At 63.9% G+C, this 18,027-nt stretch carries 15 protein-coding genes and 1 riboswitch; of the genes, 10 read left to right on the plus strand and 5 right to left on the minus strand.

Annotated elements, in window-relative coordinates:
* Positions 1-71: 71 nt before the first annotated feature.
* Positions 72-204: riboswitch (cyclic di-GMP riboswitch) on the minus strand.
* A gap of 385 nt (positions 205-589) precedes the next feature.
* Positions 590-1,198, plus strand: coding sequence for an OmpW/AlkL family protein (locus tag L4X63_RS02710; protein WP_250677046.1), 609 nt, complete (start codon positions 590-592; stop codon positions 1,196-1,198).
* Between the two features lie 97 nt (positions 1,199-1,295).
* Here L4X63_RS02710 and L4X63_RS02715 read toward each other — a convergent pair whose 3' ends face one another.
* Positions 1,296-1,934 (minus strand): hypothetical protein, encoded by a 639-nt coding sequence (locus L4X63_RS02715; RefSeq protein WP_250677047.1) that lies wholly within the window; start codon positions 1,932-1,934, stop codon positions 1,296-1,298.
* A 382-nt stretch (positions 1,935-2,316) separates the two neighbouring features.
* Here L4X63_RS02715 and L4X63_RS02720 point away from each other — a divergent pair, with 382 nt between their 5' ends.
* From L4X63_RS02720 to L4X63_RS02740, 5 genes are all read left to right on the plus strand, one after another.
* On the plus strand, positions 2,317-3,534 hold the full coding sequence (locus L4X63_RS02720; RefSeq protein WP_250677048.1) for a cache domain-containing protein: 1,218 nt from the start codon (positions 2,317-2,319) through the stop codon (positions 3,532-3,534).
* A 146-nt stretch (positions 3,535-3,680) separates the two neighbouring features.
* The gene (locus tag L4X63_RS02725; protein ID WP_250677049.1) at positions 3,681-4,541 is read left to right on the plus strand and encodes a phosphate/phosphite/phosphonate ABC transporter substrate-binding protein; all 861 of its coding nucleotides are present in this window, start codon (positions 3,681-3,683) and stop codon (positions 4,539-4,541) included.
* 6 nt (positions 4,542-4,547) lie between these two features.
* On the plus strand, positions 4,548-7,139 hold the full coding sequence (locus L4X63_RS02730) for an ATP-binding protein (protein ID WP_250677050.1): 2,592 nt from the start codon (positions 4,548-4,550) through the stop codon (positions 7,137-7,139).
* A gap of 122 nt (positions 7,140-7,261) precedes the next feature.
* A complete protein-coding gene (locus L4X63_RS02735; protein WP_250677051.1) occupies positions 7,262-7,735 on the plus strand; it encodes a hypothetical protein in 474 nt (157 codons plus the stop codon).
* A 2-nt stretch (positions 7,736-7,737) separates the two neighbouring features.
* Entirely contained in the window at positions 7,738-8,958 is a 1,221-nt protein-coding gene (locus L4X63_RS02740; RefSeq protein WP_250677052.1) for a YbfB/YjiJ family MFS transporter, read from the plus strand.
* Positions 8,959-9,105: 147 nt separating this feature from the next.
* On the opposite strand, the gene L4X63_RS02745 is transcribed toward L4X63_RS02740, so the two are convergent.
* Complete coding sequence (locus L4X63_RS02745; protein ID WP_250677053.1) at positions 9,106-10,971, minus strand: PAS domain-containing sensor histidine kinase; 1,866 nt, start codon at positions 10,969-10,971, stop codon at positions 9,106-9,108.
* A gap of 233 nt (positions 10,972-11,204) precedes the next feature.
* On the opposite strand from L4X63_RS02745, the gene L4X63_RS02750 reads away from it, so the two are divergent.
* Positions 11,205-12,140: an HhH-GPD family protein gene (locus tag L4X63_RS02750; RefSeq protein ID WP_250677054.1), complete on the plus strand. Its 936-nt coding sequence runs from the start codon at positions 11,205-11,207 to the stop codon at positions 12,138-12,140.
* Between the two features lie 92 nt (positions 12,141-12,232).
* On the opposite strand, the gene L4X63_RS02755 is transcribed toward L4X63_RS02750, so the two are convergent.
* On the minus strand, positions 12,233-13,144 hold the full coding sequence (locus L4X63_RS02755; protein ID WP_250677055.1) for a GGDEF domain-containing protein: 912 nt from the start codon (positions 13,142-13,144) through the stop codon (positions 12,233-12,235).
* A 279-nt stretch (positions 13,145-13,423) separates the two neighbouring features.
* Between L4X63_RS02755 and L4X63_RS02760 the strand changes: the two genes are divergently transcribed.
* Positions 13,424-14,938 carry a sensor histidine kinase gene (locus L4X63_RS02760; protein WP_250677056.1) on the plus strand — a complete coding sequence of 505 codons (1,515 nt, stop codon included), beginning with the start codon at positions 13,424-13,426 and terminating at the stop codon, positions 14,936-14,938.
* Here the strand turns inward: L4X63_RS02760 and L4X63_RS02765 are convergent.
* Both L4X63_RS02765 and mscL read right to left on the minus strand, forming a co-directional pair.
* Positions 14,916-15,506, minus strand: coding sequence for an HD domain-containing protein (locus L4X63_RS02765; RefSeq protein WP_250677057.1), 591 nt, complete (start codon positions 15,504-15,506; stop codon positions 14,916-14,918). The two genes, L4X63_RS02760 and L4X63_RS02765, sit on opposite strands and share 23 nt — an antisense overlap.
* A gap of 4 nt (positions 15,507-15,510) precedes the next feature.
* The gene (gene mscL, locus L4X63_RS02770) at positions 15,511-15,900 is read right to left on the minus strand and encodes a large-conductance mechanosensitive channel protein MscL (protein ID WP_502799897.1); all 390 of its coding nucleotides are present in this window, start codon (positions 15,898-15,900) and stop codon (positions 15,511-15,513) included.
* Positions 15,901-16,166: 266 nt separating this feature from the next.
* Between mscL and L4X63_RS02775 the strand changes: the two genes are divergently transcribed.
* Both L4X63_RS02775 and L4X63_RS02780 read left to right on the plus strand, forming a co-directional pair.
* A complete protein-coding gene (locus L4X63_RS02775) occupies positions 16,167-16,538 on the plus strand; it encodes a VOC family protein (protein ID WP_250677059.1) in 372 nt (123 codons plus the stop codon).
* Positions 16,539-16,630: 92 nt separating this feature from the next.
* Entirely contained in the window at positions 16,631-17,881 is a 1,251-nt protein-coding gene (locus tag L4X63_RS02780; RefSeq protein ID WP_250677060.1) for a BamA/TamA family outer membrane protein, read from the plus strand.
* Positions 17,882-18,027 lie beyond the last annotated feature (146 nt).

Here is an 18,027-nt window from a genome sequence, read left to right on the forward strand (position 1 = left end):
TGACTTCCGAGTACCGGACACCGGACAACAAAAGGCCGAACTGCCGAGCGGCGTCCGTAACGGTGGTCGCATCCGGCAATTCGGCCAACTTGATCGTCCGGCCGGGGGAACAGCAGTCAAAAAGCAACCGCCGGCTCGAGTGGGAATGAATCAAGTCCCGTCATTTTCCGCCCCCTGATCACTCAGGGTTTGGCTTTTATGAATATGTAATTTTTAATGTTAGTTATCGAAGGAATTTTACTTTGCTCTATGACACTGTCAAGTCACAGCGGCGGCAAAGCCACGGTCACAGCTAAAGATAAGATAGTCACAGCCGCCGGTGACGCAGTCACAGCCAGGATTCATTTGTGCCCAGTTTCAGAGAAATATGCGGAATCAGTATCCCTTTCCCAGTACCACGCCAGCGCGGCCCAGCCGTCAGGGTACCCCTTAACACCGGCAAGATTTTCTCTTACAAAAAATGTATTTTCTTGACTTAGGTCAAGGACCGGGTTATTTATGCGGCACCAAATGGATCTTTTTGATCCCATTTGTCTTGTTGCCATTGAGAGGAATTGCCCTCTCAAAATACAAAGCAGGGGAGAAAAAGATGAGAAAAATGGTAGGGGTGTTGGGTCTGGTGCTTGCTCTGTCGCTGGGTATTTCTGCTATCGCAGCCGCCGCTGACGATTACCAGAAGGTTGGCATCCGCATGAGGGCGGTCTACGTGCTGCCCGACGAGGATTTTGACGGCCAGTTGAGCACGCTGACCCCGAAAGTCAGTGCCGACATCATCCCCGAGGTCGACTTCGAGTACTTCTTCATGAAGAACATCTCCGTCGAAGCCATCGCCGGCGTGACCCGCAACGACATCAAGCTCGGCGGGAAATTCGAAGGCACCACCTGGCTGCTCCCCCCGACCATCACCGTGAAGTACCACCCGCTGGCAGGCAGCACCGTCAGCCCGTACCTCGGCGCCGGCTTCAACGTCATCTTCCCCTTCAAATCCCGCCTCAACGACGTGAGCGACTTCTCCATCGACAACTCGGTCGGCTACGCCCTCCAGGCCGGCATCGACTTCAAGATGACCAACAACCTCTACTTCAACGTCGACTACAAGTACCTGAACGCCGACACCAAGGCCACCATCGCCGGCGTCAAATACAAGCTCGACCTCAACCCGAACCTGATCGGTGTCGGTGTGGGCTACCGCTTCTAGTCGCTCTTCCGCGGTAGCATACTCTCCCACCAAAAAACACCCGCCGTCCGCAAAGGATGACGGGTGTTTTTTTATGCCCGGGGCCGGCGGTCCGCCGCTAGCCGTTGGGTTCCTTCAGTTTTTTCAGTGCGCAGTAGTTGACCACCTTCCTCGCCATCGGCCGGCCGCCGGTCTCTCCCTCCTGGAAGATCCGCACCTCGGCGGCGCAGGGGCTCAGCGGGCGGCTGGACATGGAAACCGGGTGCAGTATGTCGTAGTAGATCAAGACGGAGTCGATGCTTCCGGCCATGGAAGCGTCCCGCAGCACCGCCCTCTCGAAGTCGGCATCCACCAGGAACTCGCGGACCCGGTCGGAACGGGCGGCGATCTTTCCACCCGCCACCACGAACCGGGTGAAGGTCCGGAGGCCGAGCCAGTTGCCGTCGTCACCCTTCTCGACCGCGTACACGTAGGAGAACCACCGGTCCTGCGTGATGAAGATCACCTCGGCGTTCCCAGCCTCGCGGTTCTTGCGGTCGGCCGCCACCTGCACCGCCGCCTGTTCGGCGGCATCTTCGGGCTCTTCCAGCTGGGTGTAGACGTGCCAGCCGCCGCCTCCGCCGAGGCCGGGCTGGAAGCTCACGAGCTTCCAGTTGCCGGCGCAGCCGGTGAGGGAGATCAGCAGGGCCAGTGCGGTGAGGGTTGCCGGTATCGAAGCCCGGATCGGGAACTTGAAATCTATCGCTATCGTTTTCATGGTCAGCTCCGTGGCCGGAGGGATGAACATCTTTGCGATAACGATTTTCAATATTCATTCCCGAAGCGGCCAGCGGAGTCCGCGGCACATAACGTACTGTTTTATCGTATGTTAGCACTGTCAGAACTCCAACCCCAGCACGAACAAAGCGCCCGGAAATCTGTTCAGCCGGCGCACAGCTGTTCAGGAAGGGCAATACCGGGAGTACCCGCACTGGTTCAGTCAGAGGGGCGGGGGGAGAATAGAGCGGCATCGTGACATAGCTGGCGGGTAACGATTGACTAACGAAAAGATGAAGACTATCTCTTCCGTTTCGTGTAGAATCCGCCCCATATCGTACAGTCCGGGACAAGCTCTACACTGTGTCAGGCGGAGGCTCTCCTTGAGGCACGCGGCCTTTCTCAGAAACCTCATCCTTGCGGTGACCCTGCTCAACCTGCTGGTGGCGGCCACCATCTGCTATGCGCTCTGGAGAAGCCACTCCCATTACGCGCACCGCGCCGTGGTGGGGACCCAGAACATCTCGCAGGTCATGGACGAGAGTCTCTCCGGTCTTTTCTCCAAGATCGACCTGGGCCTCCAGGCGGTGACCGACGAAGCGGAGCGCCAGCTCGAAGAGGGTGGGATCGCTCCGGCCAAGCTCGACGCCTTCCTGGTCCGCGAGCACCGGCGGATGCCCGAGCTGGTGGCGCTCCGGGCGACCGATCCCCAAGGCGAGGCCGTCTACGGCCCCCAGCAGATCAAGCCGAAGACCACCATCAGCGTCGCCCACCGCGACTATTTCGCCACCCTCAGGGACCGCCCGGAAGCCGGGATGGTCATCTCCGCGCCGCTCGTGGGAGGGATCACCGGGAAATGGATGGTGGTCCTCGCCCGCCGCATCAACCGCCCCGACGGAAGCTTCGGCGGCCTGGTCTACGCCGGGCTCGACCTCGATTACCTTTCCCGTCAGTTCTCCCGGATCAACAACGGCAAGCAGGGGCTGGTTGCCCTCCTCGACGACGGCCTCCGGCTGATCGCGCGCTATCCCCAGGTGGAAACCATCGGCCAAAAACCGGGCAACCGCATCAGCGCCCCGGTCTTAGCCGCCCTGCTCGCCGACAAAAGAACCACCGGCAGCTACCGCTCCCGCAGCAGGATGGACGGCGTGGAGAGGACCTATTCGTTCCGGCGCCTGGCGCTCCCCCAGCCCTACTACCTCGTGGTGGGACGCGCGGATTCGGAGGCGCTCGTGGAGTGGTACCGGGAGGTGCAGACCATGAGCTCCCTGATGTCCTCCTTCCTGCTGATGAGCGTGGTGGCGGTCTTCTTGATCTACCGGGAGTGGAAGCGCAACGAGGAGGAGGTCGCCAAGCGCCATGAGGCGCAGCAGCTCCTCGTGCAGCAAAACGAGGCGCTGGATGCGACCCTCGCGAGGACCAAGCGGCTGGAAGGGATCATCTCCATCTGCATGTACTGCAAGAAGATCCACAACAACAAGGAGTCGTGGGAACAGCTGGAGACCTACATCACCATGAACTCCGATGCCCAATTCAGCCACGGGCTCTGCCCCGACTGCGCCGAGCAGTTCCTCAAGGAAACCACCACGGAAAAGAGTTGATCCCACCCCCTCACGGCACCTTTTCAGACACCGGCCCCCGCCACTCTGGCATAGCTACAGCAACTTCAGTGGATCGGCTGAACCTCTCTGGACATCGAAGTAATTGTGACTATAGTTGATGTTGTCGTCTCAAGCCGGAGGGTGTCATGACCAAGGGTTGCGGGTTCGCTATGACTGTCATAGCCGTGTTCCTGTTACTGTTCCTGGTAGCCGGGTCTCCCCTCCTATCCACTCCCGCGGCGGCCGCCACCTACACTATCGGCATCGTTCCCCAGTTCGAGCAGAGAAAGCTCCACGCCATCTGGCGCCCGGTCGTCGACGAGCTCCAGCGCCGCACCGGCCTCACCTTCAGGCTGGTCACCACCCTGCAGATCCAGGATTTCGACAAGGAGATCAGCAAGGGGAGCTTCGACTTCATCTACGTCAATCCCTACTACATCGTGCAGGCCAGGAAGAGCCAGGGGTACATCCCGCTGGTGAGCGACCGTACCAGGATCCACGGGGTGCTGGTGGTCAAGAAGGACTCCCCCTACCAGGACGCCGCCTCCCTCGAGGGGAAGGTCATCGCCCTCCCCTCCCCCAACGCGCTCGGGGCCTCCCTGATGATACGGGCCGACCTGGAGCAGCGCTTCCATGTCACCATGGAGCCCCTCTACGTGAAGACCCACAGCTCGGTCTATCTCCACGTCGTCCAGGGGCTCGCGGCGGCGGGGGGCGGGATCGACAAGACCCTCAAGGAGCAGCCCGCCTCCGTCCGCGACCTTTTGCGGGTCATCTACACCACCCGGCCGATCCCCTCCCACCCCGTGGCGGCCCACCGCCGGGTCCCCAAAGCCGATGCGGAAAAGGTGCGCCAGGCCCTGTTGGCCATGGGGCAGGACCCGGCGGGCCGAGCGCTCCTCGCCAAGGTCCCCTTCAGGGAGATCGGCCCGACCACCCTCAAGGAGTACCTGCAGATGGTCGACTGGGGACTGGAGCGGTACTGGCAGCCGGTCGCTGGGGAGTGATCCCCTATGAGGCTTCGTTGGAAGGTCCTGCTCCCTCTTACTGTCTTCAGTTTTCTCCTGGCCTGCTACCTCTGGGGATCGTACCTGCCGCGCAGTCTGGAAACCATCGAGGACACCTACCAGCAGGCGACCGAGCGCCACCTCGACAGCGTCATCGAGGGGCTGATTCCCCTCATCCTCGGACACAACCTCGACACCATCTTCGAGAACCTCGACGCCCTCAAGGAGAAGAACGGCGACTGGATCAGCATCGAGCTGACCGACACCGACGGGCGCCGGCTCTATCCCCTGCAAGCCCCCCCTCCGCACACCTCCCGCAACGACGATGTCCGCACCCTCACCAGGAAGATGAGCCACGGCGGCACCGAGCTCGGCACGCTCAGCGTGAAGGTCGACTTCGCTCCTCTCCTGCGGCAGCCCCGCCGGCGCAACCTCGAGCTTTTGACCGTCATGCTTGCCCTCATGGGGCTCTTCATCGCCGGAGCCGCCTGGGTTTTGGAGGGGGTGGTGATCCGGCCGGTCAGAGAACTTTCGCTCGCCGCCAAGCAGCTCGCCCGCGGCAACTTCGACGTCCCCCTCAAGAAAGGGAAAGCGGACGAGGTGGGGGAACTGGTCGACCGCTTCGCCGCCATGCGCGACGCCATCCTCGGCTACCAGACCGAGCTTCTGGAGCGGAGCCGGGTGCTGATGAGAAACGAGCGCAATCTCGCCGAGGCCCAGCGGATGGCCCACCTGGGATCCTTCGAGCTCGACTTCGCCACCGGCCACCTCCTCTGGTCTGAGGAGTGCTACCGCATCTTCGGGATGGAGCAGGGAAAGGAACAGCTCACCCTGGATAGGTTCATGGAGATCGTCCACCCCGACGACCGCGATTCCCTCGAGAGCCGCTACCGGCAGTCGGTTAAGGAGAAGCAGTGCTGCGACATCCTGCACCGGGTCGTGCGACAAACCGACGGCGCCATCCGCCATATCCACGAGCACGTCGAACAGCTTTTCGATGCCGGAGGCGAGGTGATTGCCTCGCGCGGCACCGCTCACGACGTCACCGAGATCACCCGGGCCGAAGAGGAGCTCCGGGTCAAGAACGTCCTCCTCTCCACCCAGCAGGAGACCTCGCTGGACGGCATCCTGGCGGTGGACGAGCGGGGGAGGATCATCTCCTCCAACGGCAGGTTCGCCGAGATCTGGGGAGTTCCCGGCCAGGTGCTGGAGTCGGGGAGCTACGAGACCCTCCTGCGGCACCTGACCGGAAAGATCAAGGAGCCCGAGCTGTTCCTGGCGACCCTCGACCACCTGGCGAGCCACCGGGACGAGAAGAGCCGCTGCGAGCTGGGGCTCAAGGACGGCCGCATCCTGGACCAGTACTCCTCGGCCATGGTGGACCAGAACGGGAAAAGCCTCGGGAGGGTCTGGTACTTCCGGGACGTAAGCGAGCGCCACCGGCTGGAGGAGCAGCTGAGGCAGTCGCAGAAGATGGAGTCGATCGGCACCTTCGCCGGCGGCATCGCCCACGATTTCAACAACATCCTGACCGCCATCGTCGGCTACGGCACCATCGCCCTCATGAAGAGCGCGCCGGACGACCCGCGCAGGAGCGACATCGAGCAGATGCTGGAGGCGACCGAGAAGGCGGCGCACCTGACCAAGGACCTGCTCCTCTTCTGCCGCAAGCAGGTGAGCGAGAAGAAGATCGTGGACATGAACGAGATCATCAGGGGAACGGAAAAATTCCTGCAGCGGGTGATCGGGGAGGACATCCAGTGCCGGGCCGAGCTCGCCCCGGAGGCGCTCCCGGTCATGGGGGACCCCCACCAGCTCGAACAGGTGCTGATGAATTTCGCGACCAACGCCCGGGACGCCATGGAGGGGGGCGGGCTCTTCACCATCGGGACCGGGCGGGTCCACTTCGACGAGGAATTCGTCGCCGCCCACGGCTACGGAAGGCCCGGGGAGTACGTGCTGGTGACGGTCTCCGACACGGGGCGCGGGATGGACCGGGAGACCCGCGAGCAGATCTTCGATCCCTTCTTCACCACCAAGGAGGTCGGCAAGGGGACCGGCCTGGGGCTCGCCGTGGTGTACGGGATCCTCCGGGATCACGACGGCTTCGTTAACGTCTACAGCGAGCCGGGGCGGGGGACCACCTTCCGGCTCTACCTCCCCTTCCTGGTGGCGCCCGTCCAGGAGAAGCAGCCGCCGGCCGAGCAGGTCGAGGTCCGCGGCAGCGAGACGGTCCTTTTGGCCGAGGACGACGAGACGGTACGGACGCTCACCCGCAGCGTGCTGGAGGAGTTCGGCTACCGGGTGATCGTGGCGAACGACGGGCAGGAGGCGGTCGAGCTCTACCGGGAGAACCGCGACCGCATTTCGCTGTTGCTGTTCGACCTGGTGATGCCGAGGAAGACGGGGAAGGACGCCTACGACGAGATCAGGGAGCTCGACCCCGGCGTCAGGGTGCTTTTTTCCAGCGGCTACGCGCCCGACATGGTACGGCAGAAGATGCTGATCGACGAGAAGGTCCCCGTGGTGATCAAGCCGGTATCGCCGCTCGATCTCTTGAAGAAGGTGCGCGAAACGCTCGACCGGGACTCGGCGTGAATAAGCGGAAGGGGCAAGGTAAGCGAAATTATTGGTTGCCTTAGCCTTGGCGCCGTTTTAAAGTGCGTCCATTGCGCCCTTCGCCGGGCCTACGTGGGATTTTCACAGTTAAAGGAGGCAGCATGAAACGGTTGGTCATTGGCACCCTCACCATCGCCCTCTTCCTCTTCGCTCCGCTCGCGGCCTTCGCGAGCCTGGACGATTTCCTCTCGCGGGTCAACATCGAGGCACGCGCCGACATGAACGGCTTCTCCGCCAAGATCAGCACCCAGTTCGGAGTTGCCCTTCCCCAGGTGCAGGCGGTGATCCGCTCGGTCTCCGAACCGGCCGACGCCTTCATGGTCTTCCAGCTCGGCCAGATGGCCTCCAGGCCCCCCGAGAGGGTGCTGGCGGTCTACAAACCGAACAAGAAAAAAGGGTGGGGCGCCATCGCGAAGGAGCTCGGAATCAAGCCCGGCTCCGCCGAGTTCCACGCCCTCAAAGCGGGTAACCTTTCCTTCACCGGGAGACCGGGCGGGGATGACGACGCCGGCCCCGGCAGGGGGAAGGGTAAAGGGAAAGGGCACGGCAAAGGTCACGGCAGAGGAAACGACTAGCGGTGGTTAAGCCGGCGGCACGCTTTCACTACGGCTGGGTGATCGTCGCCGTCGGCTTCCTGATCATCTTCTCCTGCATCGGTCTCGCGCGCTACGCATACACGATGCTCATCCCCTCCATGCAGGCCGGACTCGGCCTTTCCTACGACCGGATGGGGTTCATCAGCACCGGGAACTTCTGCGGATACCTCCTCTCGGTGCTGGTGGCCCCCGCGCTCATCAAGAGGCTGGGGGCGAGGCGGGTCATCTGCCTCGGGCTCGCCCCCATCACCCTCGCCCTTCTCCTCATGGGACGCGCCAGCGGTTTCTGGACGCCGCTCCTTCTCTACTTCGCCACCGGGGTTGGGACCGGCTTCGCCAACATCCCCACCATGGTGCTCATCAGCCACTGGTTCCACAGCGACCGGCGCGGGACGGCGGCCGGGCTGATGATCGCCGGCAACGGCGCCGCCATCATGCTGGCCGGTTTCCTGGTCCCCTTCCTGAACCGCAGCCAGGGGGCTGACGGTTGGCGAAGCGCCTGGCTCGTCGTGGGGGTCATCTCGCTGACGGTGAGCGCCATCGCGGCCTGGGCCATCCGCGACCGCCCGGCCGACCTGGGGCTTGAGCCGTCCGGCACCAGCCGTCCTCCGGCTCCCGAGCAGCTGGTTCCCCACGAGCACCGGGGGGACGGGATGCTCCTGGTCAGGCTGGGGATCCTCTACTTCGCCTTCGGCGCCACCTTCATGGTCTACGGGACCTTCATCGTCACCTCCATGGTGCGCGAGTACGGCTTTTCCGAGGCCAAGGCGGGACTTTACTGGTCGTGGGTGGGATTCTTCAGCTTCTTCTCGGGGATACTGTTCGGGGTGCTCTCCGACCGGATCGGGAGGCGCTACGGCCTCGCGCTGGTCTTTGCCGTGCAGACCGCCGCCTACCTTCTTGCGGGCCTCAAGCCGGGGGCGGGGGTGCTCGCGGTCTCCCTCATTCTCTACGGCCTCGCCCTCTTCGCCACTCCCGCCATCATGGCCGCCGCCGTCGGCGACTACCTCGGCTTCACCCGCGCGGCCGGCGCCTTCTCCACCATCACCATCTTCTTCGCCGCCGGACAGACGCTGGGCCCCTCGGTGGCAGGCATGATCGCCCGCTCCACCGGAAGCTTCTCAGGCGCCTACCTCCTCGCCGCCGCCATGACCGCTACCGCCATGGTGCTGGCCATCCTGCTCCCCAAGCCGGAGAACTGAGAGCGGTTCCTGGTACGCGAATGATGGAAGGATAGGTGGAGGGGTGGCCGGAGGCCGGGTGAGGGAGGTTATGCCCCACCGGTGGGGCGGGGGGTAGATGAAAGAGTGGCCGCGGAAGGAGTTGTCCGGTCTGCTGCCTGTTTGCCGTCAGCCGTAGGTGGCGAGGGTGAAGAAGAAGGCGGCTCCCTGGCCGACCGCGCCTTCGCCCCAGATCTTCCCGCCGTGGCGCTCAATGATCCTCTTGGCGGAGGCGAGACCGATCCCGGCCCCTTCGAATTCGGAGCCGTGCAGCCGCTCGAAGGGGGTGAAAAGCTTCTCCGCGTAGGACTGGTCGAACCCCACCCCGTTGTCCTTGACGAAGTAGATCCGCTGATCCCCCTCGTACTCGGTCCCGAACCGGATCCGCCCCACCTCCTGGTGTGCGGTGTATTTCCAGGCGTTGCCGACCAGGTTCTGGACCAGCAGATTCAAGAGATGGGCGTCGCCGTCCACCAGCACACACTGCTCCACCTCGGTCTCCACCCGCCTGCCCGGCTCGGTCTCCGCGAACATGGTGAGGGTCGTTTCCACCAGAGCGCTCAGGTCGATGGTCTTGCGGCGGAGGTCGGTCCGGGCGACCCGGGAAAGCTCCAAAAGGTGATCGATGAGGTTCCCCATCACGCGGGAGGAACTCCTGATCCTGGCGAGGTACTCGCGCGCCTCGGGGGGGAGATGCTCCTGGTAATCTTCGGCGAGGATGGCGCTGTAGCTGTTGATGTGGCGAAGGGGTGCCCTGAGGTCGTGGGATACCGAGTAGCTGAAGGATTCGTGATCGCGGATGGCCTGGGTCAGCTCGGCGGTCCTCTTCGACACCCGGCTCTCCAGCTCCGCATTCAAAAGGGCCAGCTCCTCCTCGGCCCTCTTGCGGTCGGTGATGTCCCGCAGCACCGCCATCACCGCCGGACGGCCGTTGAAGACGATCGGCATCCCGACCGCCTCCACGTAGAGCACGCTCCCGTCCACTCGTACCACCCGCATCTCGGTGAGCGGGGATTCGTCCCCATCCTCGTAGACGTCGCGGATCCGGTGACTGATCGCCCCCCGGCAATCGGGGTGGATGAAGGAGAGCACCGGCTTCCCCAGCACCTCGTCGCCGGAACAGGCACCCAAAAGCGCAACCGCCGCCCTGTTGACGTAGACATAGTTTCCGTCGATGTGGACGACGACCGCGTCGGGGGTCCCCTCCACCAGCGAGCGGTAGCGCCCCTCGCTCTCCCGAAGCGCGATCTCGGCCTTCTTGCGGTCGGTGATGTCGACGAAGAGGGCCTGCTTCGAGACCGTGCCGTCGGCGTTGTGGATGGGGCTGTTGGTGAGGTCGTACCAGCGGCCGTCGCGCTGGCTGAGAATCTCCACCCGCACCGTATCCCCGGCGAAGACCTCGTCGTTGCGGCACCAGGGGCACGGGTGGTCGAGTCCGTTGAGGACCTTGTAGCAGTGGTGACCAAGGGCGTCGAAACCGATGCGGCGCTTCATCGCCTCGTTGAGGTATTCGATCCTGCACTCCGGGGAGCAGATGTACATGTAGCCGTCGAAGGCGTCCACCATGGCCCGGTAGCGGACCTGGCCCGCCCGTAGCGCCTCCTCGGCCGCCTTGCGGTGGGTGATGTCGAGGATGGTCCCGACCATGCGGGTTCCCCTCCCCCGGGCGTCCCGGGCAACGACCCGGGCCCGCGCCTCCACCCAGATGATCCTGCCGTCCCGGCACACCATCCGGTGATCGACCACGGGCTCGGCTTGGCGCCCTTCGATACGATCCTCGATGCTGCCCAGCACCCGGGCGCGGTCCTCGGGATGGATGAGGGTGCCGAGGAAGGCGCGATTGAAGACGGTATTCTGCGGGTGGTACCCGATGAGGTCGCAGTACTTGTCGCTCAGATAGGCGATATCGTTTTCAAGGTCCCAGTTCCAGAACCCCTCGGCGGCGACCTCCAGGATCTCCCGCCATTGCTCGGCACCCGCGCGCTCGTTCCCCATCCGATCCTCCTTGCCCCATGGGCGTCGACGGGAAGCAATATCATAAAATAAACTAATTTACAAAATTTATTGTTATTAGGCCCGGTTAGCGCGGCAGGCGAGCTCCCTTTTTCCGCTTGCCGGCCGGGGCAAAATGGCTACAATCGGTGCGGCTCGACAGAATGCGCGACAGGCCGGCTCGATAGGCGGCGGCACGACCGGCAAGGGAAAAGGTGCAAGGCAGGGGGACGATAGTGAAGGGGAAAAACGGACACGGGGATCATGCCCGGAAGAGTAATGACAGGGAGTCGGAGGCCGCGGCCGGGAAGGGGGGAGGAAAGCGGGGAAAGGCGGCCAGCGGCGCGAACGCCGCCGCCTTGAGCGAAGAGGAGGCGAGTGCCTTCCGGGAGCGCATCCTCGCCTACTACCGCGCCCACGGGCGCTCGCTCCCCTGGCGGGAGACCCGCGACCCCTATGCCATCCTGGTCTCGGAGATCATGCTCCAGCAGACCCAGGTGGACCGGGTCCGGGAGAAGTACCGGGCGTTTCTGGCGGTCTTCCCCGGGTTCGAGGAGCTGGCCCGGGCTCCGCTGGCCGACGTCCTCTCCCTCTGGCAGGGGCTTGGGTACAACCGCCGGGCCATCTCGCTCAAGCTCTGCGCGGAGGCGGTGGTCGAGCGGTGCGGGGGAAGGCTTCCGGGCGGGATCCCCGAGCTCGAGGCGCTGCCGGGAATCGGCCCCTACACCGCGCGGGCGGTGGCACTCTTCGCCTTCGGGGAACCGACCCCGTTCATCGAGACCAACATACGCTCCGTCTATCTCCACCACTTTTTCCCCGGCGAAGAGAAGGTTTCCGACGCCCTCATCCTCCCGCTGGTGGAGGCCACCATGGACCGGGAAGATCCGCGCGAGTGGTACTACGCGCTGATGGACTACGGCTCGCAGCTGAAGAGGACCGGGGAGAACCCGAGCCGCCGCAGCGCCCACCACACCCGGCAGTCACCCTTCCGGGGCTCGAACCGCGAGCAGCGGAGCCTGATCCTGAAGGCGATCCTCGCCAACCCCGGCATCACCGGCCAAGAGCTCCGGGGGGCAGTGCCGGAGGCGGCCGCCTCGCTGGAAAAGAACCTGCTCCAGCTCGAGCGGGAAGGGTTCATCTGCCGGGAGGAGGACGGCTACCGGGTCCGCTGATCGGCAGTCGGACCAGTCGGACCAGTCGGACAAGTCGGACAAGTCGGACAGGTCGGACTAGGCGGGCTCAGCGGACTGGACGGGCCTGCCGCTCACTGCGGGGGCCAGTCCATGGTCACCCGGTTCCTCCCGCCATTCTTGCTCCGGTACATAAGCTCGTCGGCCCGGTGCACCACCGACTCCAGGTCGTCGTCCGACCGGGCCACCGTGGCCCCGATGGAAACGGTGACACTCACCCGCTCGCCGTTGACCATCACGAAGCTCTTCTCTACCACCGCGCGCACCCGCTCCGCCACCATGGCCAGCACCTCGCCGGCCGCGCCGGGGAGGATCGCCACGAACTCCTCGCCACCCCAGCGGGCGACCACGTCGACCTTGCGAAGGCAAAGGGCGACCGAGCGGGCCACCATGGTCAGAAGCTGGTCGCCGGTCCGGTGGCCGAACTCGTCGTTGAACCGCTTGAAATGGTCGATGTCCATGAAAAGGACGGAGAAGGGGAATCCGTTGGTGGCAAGGTTGAAGAGCCGGTTGACCAGGGTCATCTCCCCGTACCGGCGGTTCCCCACTCCGGTCAACTGGTCGAGATAGACTTCCTTTTTGAGCTTCTCGTACTCCTGGAGTATCTGCATCGAGGAGGAGTTGTCGCTGAAGACCTCGACGGCCCCCACGACGTTCCCCTCCGCGTCGCGCACCGGCGAGGTGCGGACCAGGATCGGCACCCGGTGGCCGAGCTTGTGGCGGAGAAAGACCCGGCTCTCGCGCTGTTGCCCGTCCTCCATGGTGGCCGCCAGCGGGCAGCCGTTGAGACAAAGCTCGGTCCCCTCCCCGCTGATGTGGCAAAGGAGATTGTCCGCACAGCACGAGCCAATCACCTCGGCGCGGGAGAATCCGGCTATCCTCTCCGCCCCGGCATTCCAGAAGGCGATCTGGCGTTCCTTGTCGACGAAGTAGACCCCCTCAAAGAGACATTCGAGGAGCATATCCGGAGACACAGTGCTCAGCATTATCCCACCCCCTTGTGACTGTTCGAGGAGCACGATACTCATACACTTTGCGCCACTTCATCTTTTCGTCATCATTGGCCGCGATCTGAAGAGAAATCTCGACGTCGAACAATACAAGAGCTCAAAGCTCTGTACCGGAGAAAATCGCATTCCATCCACATGGAAATCCTTTCATTCTGATCGGGCATTGTGCTAGTATCCCCAACGGCCTTTGCCTCCGTATGAGAGGCCGATCAAACTCCTCTGACAGTACCGAGATTCCTTTGCCCCCCATCTTCAATGCCTTCACTGCCCCGAGACAGGAACCGGAGCGCCATGGACGACGACCCCAACAAGTACCCCGTCACAATCGGCGACATGGCCCGGGGAGCCTTCTGCCTGGAAACTGACGCCACCGTGGCGGAGGTCAAGGCCGCCGCCCTCGAGAGCCTTGGCCTCAGCCGCGACCAATTCCTTGCGCAAATCGCCCGCCCTGCCAATGCGTGGAAGGCCGGCCTCGAGACCCTGCACGATATCTCCCAGCTCAAACAGATGAACGAGGTCCACCTCGCCCGGATCAGGCTGATGCGCTTCGCCGCCAGCCACACGCTGGAGGAGCTCCTCGTCGAGGCGCTCGACGAGGTGGAGCGGCTGACCGGGAGCCGGATCGGCTTCTACCACTTCTTCGACGAGGATTCTAGCTTCGTCACCTTGAAGGCCTGGTCCACCAGGACCACCGAGACCTTCTGCAAAAGGGAGCGGGAGGGGGGACACTACGGCGTGGAACAGGCCGGGGTCTGGGTGGACTGCCTGCGGGACGGTCTCCCCTCCATCCACAACGACTACGCCACCCTGCCGCACCGCCGCGGACTCCCGGCCGGGCACGCGCCGGTGGTGAGGGAAATGGTGGTCCCGGTGTACCGCAACGGGAGGATCGTCGCTGTCTTGGGGACCGGTAACAAGCCGGCGGACTACGTGGCGGCCGATCTGCGGACGGTTTCGCTCTTCGCGGATCTTACCTGGGACATAGCCGAGCAGATGCTTATGCAGAGGGAGTTACTGGCGAGCAGGGAGGAGTTGAGGCTGGCCAACGAGCTTTTGGAGCAGCGGGTGAGCGAGAGGACCGCTGACCTGCGGGTGGCGATCCGGGAGCAGGAATCCTTCAGCTACTCGGTCTCCCACGACCTCAGGGCGCCGCTTCGCCACATCAACAGTTACGGCTCGCTGCTCATGGAGGAGTTCGGGGAGGAGATCCCGGCCGGGGCCCGCGAGTATTTATCCCGGATGACCGCCGCCTCCAGCAGGATGGGATCGCTCATCGACCACCTGCTGGAGCTTTCCCGGGTGGCGAGGGTGGAGCTCAAGCCGGTCCCGGTGGACCTGAGCCAGGTGGCGGCCGACGTGCTCGGGATGCTCAGGGAGACCGAGCCAAGCCGGCGGGTGGACGCGGCCATCGAGCCGGGGGTCGTCGTGCAGGGGGACCAGCACCTGTTGAGCCAGCTCATGGTGAACCTTTTGGAGAACGCCTGGAAGTATACCTCCCGCACCGAGACGCCCCGCATCGAGTTCGGCCGCGGGGTGCTCGACGGCGAGCCGGTCTGCTACGTGAGGGACAACGGCGCCGGCTTCGACATGAGCTACCGCTCCAACCTCTTCAAGCCCTTCGAGCGGCTGCACGGCGCCGAGTTCGAGGGGGAGGGGATCGGGCTCGCCACCGCCCACCGGATCATCGAGCGCCACGGCGGCCGGATCTGGGCCGAGGGGGCCGAGGGGAAGGGGGCAACCTTCTCCTTCACCCTTGAGCGGGCGTCGTGAACCACCCCTTTTCCCGCTCCTTCGCGAGCCTCGCCTCCAGGTAATCCCAGAGGGCCGGGCACCCCCTCCGGATCGGGGGACCGATCCGGTTGACGACCTGCTCGTAGCCGATGCCGTTTTCGCACCAGCTCTGGCCGTTTTGGGCCAGGTTCAAGAGGGCCGGCATGGCCCGGTCGGCCGCGTGGGCGAAGACCGCCTCGGGAGTCGCCTCCTCGTCGAACTCGAGCCAGAGCCCCAGGAAGTGGGAGCGGTGCGGCTCGTCGAGGAGGCCGAAGATCCGCTCCACCGCCCGCCGTTCCGCCTCCTTGCGCTCCTCCCATCCCCCCACCGCGTAGACGATGACGTCGCCGGTGTCGATCTCACCGATGTCGTGGACCAGGAGCATGCCGATCACCCGGCGGATGTCGACCGGCTCGGCCGCGTACTGCTCCAGCGACCAGGCGAGCATGGCAATCTGCCAGCTGTGCTCCGCCGAGTTCTCGAAACGCGAAAGCCCAAGGGGCTTGTTCTTCCTGGTCACCCCCTTGAGCTTGTCCAACTCCAGTATGAAATCGACCACCTGCTGCACGCCGTCATCTCCTCTCTTTCAATAGATCCCTGATCTCGGTCAGGAGCTCCTGGTCCTTGGTGGGGCCGGGAGGCGGGGGAGACTCCTGCCTTCTGAGCCGGTTGAACCCCTTGACCGCCAGGAATACCACGAAAGCGATGACGACGAAATCGATAATCGTGTTGATGAACTTGCCGTAGCTGATCAGGACCGGCGGCTTGGCCCCCACCCCCTCCTTGATTACCACCGCGAGGTGGGTGAAATCGACCCCGCCGAGGAGCACCCCGACGGGCGGCATCACCACGTCGGCCACGAGCGACGAAACGATCTTGCCGAAGGCGGCCCCGATGATGACACCGACGGCCAGGTCAACTACGTTCCCCTTGACGGCGAATTCCTTGAACTCCTTCATCATCCCCATACTTCCTCCTTTCACAGCCGGGCATGGCACTGTCTCAGGCGCTCCCGGTGAAGTCACCGGCGCGCCGTTACCTGGATCAGGCATTCTATGGATTGATTGATCTTCTGAATTGTACACCACAATGAGCGGGTTTTCCGGTGCGGGAGGAACGTAGACGGGATTATCGGGCGAGCTTGAGGCAATGCCGTTGCGGCACCAGCTATCTGGGCTATGCTTTTGAACGGGACTTTCCACTACTGAAATAGATAAAGGAGCATGTCATGAGGAATCCTGCGGGATGGTTCGAGATATACGTTCAGGACATGGAGCGGGCCAAGAGGTTCTACGGCACGGTTTTCCAGGTGGAATTCCAGGAGCTCGGCCCCATGCCCGGCCTGGAGCTTTGGTCCTTCCCGAGCGACATGACCAGTTACGGGGCGGGGGGTGCGCTGGTCAAGATGCCGGGGGTCTCCTCCGGGGGGAACTCGACCATCGTCTACTTCAGCTGTGAGGACTGCTCGGTCGAAGAGGGGCGGGTGGCCGGCGCCGGCGGCAAGGTCGAGAAGCCGAAGATGTCGATCGGCAAGTACGGTTTCATCTCCCTCGTCTATGACAGCGAAGGGAACATGATCGGCCTCCACTCCCTGAAATAGAGGTCATCGTGGAGCCCCCCCGGCCACCAGCGCTCCTGTGTACGCCAGCGCAACCAGGTCCCCTCCCCTTCAAGGGGAGGGACAGGGTGAGGATGGGGCTAATATCCCTCTTCGCCCTCCTCCCCCTCCTGGCCGGCGCCGCCCCCGCCCATGCCGACACCTCCCCCGAGCCCTACCGCACCCCGCTGGCCGGGGAGCAGTGCGACATCGAGTGCTTAGGCAAACACTACCTGGTCGCCACCCGCAACCGCGACAACACCCTGGCGGCTGTGCTCGGGGGCTCGTTCTTCGTTCCGGATCTCGGCGGCCACGAATTCATACCGATCGGCGCCTTCTACTTGAAGCACCGCTGGAACGACACCCGCCTGAGGGGAACCTTCAGCGGGTTCGTCAACGACGTCGACCTCTCCCAAAGCAAGGGCGAGCTGCAGTTTCTCTGGCACGTCGACAACACCACCATCCCCTTCACCCGCATGGAAATCGACAACGGCCGCGAGGTGGCGGGGAGCGCCCTGGAGTGGGGGAACTTCGGCGGGCGGATGGGGGTCGGGCTCCGGCTCCCGGTATCCCCCTCCCAGATCGACAACGACCTCCGCCTGCAGTTCTTCTACCAGGTGCAATACCTCTACAACCGGAGGGTGGACGAGACCGCGCCGGAGGTGAAGCTCCCCCCCGACACCGTGGTCCACGGCCCCCTGGTGCGGGTCCGTTACGACGGCATGCGCAGAAACCTGATGGAGCTCCCCCACGAAGGGATGGCCGGGGGGCTCGACGTGGAAATCGCCCAGCGGGCACACTGGTCGGATGCCTCCTATGGCGGGCCGGTGCTCTCCGCCAACGATACCCGCCAGTACCTCAAGCTCTCCGGCTACCTCACCGTCGCCACCGGCCTCCCCGGCCTCTCCGAAAAGAACCGGCTGCTGGCGAGCTTCAACGGCGGCTTCACCCCCTACGGCACCCTCGACCGCTTCTCCGCCTACCGGATCGGCGGCGGTCCCATCCCCTCCGAGGCCGACGACCTCGACCGGCTCGTGTATCCCGGTGCCGTCTTCGGGCAGTATCCCGCCTCCGATTACCTCATCGGCGCCCTGGAATACCGGCGCGAAATCTTCTCCTTCCTCTATCTCCACCTGCGCGGCACCCATGCCTGGGTCCGGCGCGAGCTCTTCTCCGACCCGTCGCGCAACTTCGACGAGGGGGAAGGGAATGCCGTCTCGGCCGGCGTCACCAGCGGGTTCCTGTTTCAATCGGAGCTCCACCTGGAATACGCCTACGACTCGGGAATGCTGAGGCACGGCACGAGCGGTGGCAGCGCCCTCGTGCTCTGGTCAAAGTCCTTCTGACCTCTGTCATAGCGCTCCCATGGCAAGGCACGGCATCCCCGCCCACAGTCAAAAGGCCAGAAGCGAACCCTCACAGCGCTAGCTCCGGTATAAATTTTTCTCACAAATACGGCACAACAGACTGATCTACAAAGCATATCACTATG

This window comes from Geomonas sp. Red32, assembly GCF_023652955.1.
GTDB lineage: Bacteria > Desulfobacterota > Desulfuromonadia > Geobacterales > Geobacteraceae > Geomonas.

Bases quoted from the DNA above. Each gene is read 5' to 3' on its own strand.
- L4X63_RS02710 (WP_250677046.1), top strand. From the start codon at position 590: ATGAGAAAAATGGTAGGGGTGTTGGGTCTGGTGCTTGCTCTGTCGCTG.
- L4X63_RS02715 (WP_250677047.1), bottom strand. From the start codon at position 1,934: ATGAAAACGATAGCGATAGATTTCAAGTTCCCGATCCGGGCTTCGATA.
- L4X63_RS02725 (WP_250677049.1), top strand. From the start codon at position 3,681: ATGACCAAGGGTTGCGGGTTCGCTATGACTGTCATAGCCGTGTTCCTG.
- L4X63_RS02730 (WP_250677050.1), top strand. From the start codon at position 4,548: ATGAGGCTTCGTTGGAAGGTCCTGCTCCCTCTTACTGTCTTCAGTTTT.
- L4X63_RS02735 (WP_250677051.1), top strand. From the start codon at position 7,262: ATGAAACGGTTGGTCATTGGCACCCTCACCATCGCCCTCTTCCTCTTC.
- L4X63_RS02745 (WP_250677053.1), bottom strand. From the start codon at position 10,971: ATGGGGAACGAGCGCGCGGGTGCCGAGCAATGGCGGGAGATCCTGGAG.
- L4X63_RS02755 (WP_250677055.1), bottom strand. From the start codon at position 13,144: ATGCTGAGCACTGTGTCTCCGGATATGCTCCTCGAATGTCTCTTTGAG.
- L4X63_RS02760 (WP_250677056.1), top strand. From the start codon at position 13,424: ATGCCTTCACTGCCCCGAGACAGGAACCGGAGCGCCATGGACGACGAC.
- mscL (WP_502799897.1), bottom strand. From the start codon at position 15,900: ATGATGAAGGAGTTCAAGGAATTCGCCGTCAAGGGGAACGTAGTTGAC.
- L4X63_RS02775 (WP_250677059.1), top strand. From the start codon at position 16,167: ATGAGGAATCCTGCGGGATGGTTCGAGATATACGTTCAGGACATGGAG.
- L4X63_RS02780 (WP_250677060.1), top strand. From the start codon at position 16,631: ATGGGGCTAATATCCCTCTTCGCCCTCCTCCCCCTCCTGGCCGGCGCC.